2 protein-coding genes are annotated in these 1,773 nt (G+C 41.9%); both read left to right on the plus strand.

What is annotated here, in order from left to right; genetic code table 11:
* Positions 1-233, plus strand: a 233-nt coding sequence (locus AC3AYF_RS20650) for an HD-GYP domain-containing protein (protein WP_487780345.1), incomplete at its 5' end; no start/stop codon positions are given.
* Positions 230-1,399, plus strand: coding sequence for a PP2C family protein-serine/threonine phosphatase (locus AC3AYF_RS20655; RefSeq protein WP_487780346.1), 1,170 nt, complete (start codon positions 230-232; stop codon positions 1,397-1,399). The genes AC3AYF_RS20650 and AC3AYF_RS20655, both read left to right, overlap by 4 nt.
* The last annotated feature ends 374 nt before the right edge of the window (positions 1,400-1,773 follow it).

A 1,773-nucleotide genomic window follows, 5' to 3' on the forward strand; every position in this document is an offset into this window, starting at 1 on the left:
GTGCACTCTGTGATGTATTTGATGCGTTGACATCAGAGCGACCCTATAAAAAAGCATGGACAGTTGCAGATGCGATGACGTTAATTAAGGAGCAAAGTGGTAAGCATTTTGAACCTAAGTTAGTCACATGTTTTGAGAGCATATTGGATGATGTTTTAGCGTATCGTAGTGAGCATTTGGATGAACTTCAATTTCAGGTGGCTGCAGTTGAAGCCCCGGTGGACGGACAATGACGGGCACGGAATCAATAAGAATTTTACTCGCTGAAGATAATGCGAGTGTTTTAGCCTTACTTAAAAAGTTTCTACAAACAACCGGTCACATTGTTGAAGTCGCGGAAAATGGTCAACAAGCCTTGGATATGTATTTACAGAATCCGCCTGATTTACTATTGACTGACATTAATATGCCGGTGATGAATGGTCTAGAGTTAATTGATAAGGTTAGGCAGCATCAGACAGAAACGTGGATCCCAATCATCGTTTTAAGTGCACTGGGTGATGAAAAAGATATTATTCATGGTTTAGATACGGGGGCGGACGATTATTTAACTAAGCCGATAAACCTCAGCATTTTGAGAGCCAAAATTAAATCGATGCAGAAGATGATTAGTCTGCAAGCGATAAACAAACAAACAAAGGAATCTTTGCGGCAGGCCAATTACGATTTGGAGCAAGAACAAAAACTGGCTAAAAACCTGGCTGATAAGATGCTGGATCAGGGGAATATAGAGCACCCAACAATGGACTATTGGCTATGTGCAGCTGAACATTTCAGTGGCGATCTTATTGCTGCTGCAGAGACCTCAGATGGACGACTTTATGTTCTAGTCGCGGACTCTTCTGGCCATGGATTAGCCGCAGCCTTACCCACACTTGCGGTGGCTAGAATTTTCCATGCGATGAGTGACAAAGGCTTTAGCATTCCTAGCATTGTCGCCGAAATGAATTCAGCAACTAAGTCGATGTTGCCAAAAGATCGCTTTGTTGCAACCGCCTTATTTGCAATTGATTTTCATCATAAAATGATTGAATGTTGGAATGGTGGTTTGCCGGCAGCCATGGTTGTCGCTAAGTCAGGCCAAGTTCTGCATGAATTTTCATCTAAAAATGTGGCGATAAGTATTTTACCCACCGAGCAATTTGATTCGCGGACAGAGGTCTATCATTGGGATGAACCCTGTGAGTTGATTGCCTATACCGATGGTGTGATTGAAGCTGAAAATCCGTCGGGTGAACAGTTAGGGCTCACGGCTCTGCTGTCATCGATCCAAGCTCATCCTCATGGGCAACGGATACAAGCGATCAAACAGCAGGTGTTAGCACATCTGGAGGCAGAACAAGGTGAGGATGATATCTCATTGCTAGCGGTTAACTGTGAGAATGAGCCCGAATCATAAGCTCCTTAAGTAGCGAATTTATATCTATTTGAGTTATGTGTTTGCTATCAATATTTATCACCGTTGATAACGCTGATTTATGCAGTGGATGCCAGTGTTTCAGTTGATGAACTAGCCGCTAAATCGGCATCAGACATCGTTTTAGTTCTGTTTTCTAACCGTTGCTGTAATACCTTTATCTTTCGCCATCGTTAACTTTTATCGCTAATTGTCAATAGCTAGCCAATTGAGTAAAAAATTGATTATTAGTGTGATAGGTAGTGAGTTGAGCGCTATGCTACTCTGCATGAATGATGATGAATTAAGGCTAGAAAATGAAGCAGATAAACATCCCACACATTAATGAAGAATCAGTCCAGACTATTCTCGATATT

Source organism: Salinicola sp. (assembly GCF_982684285.1).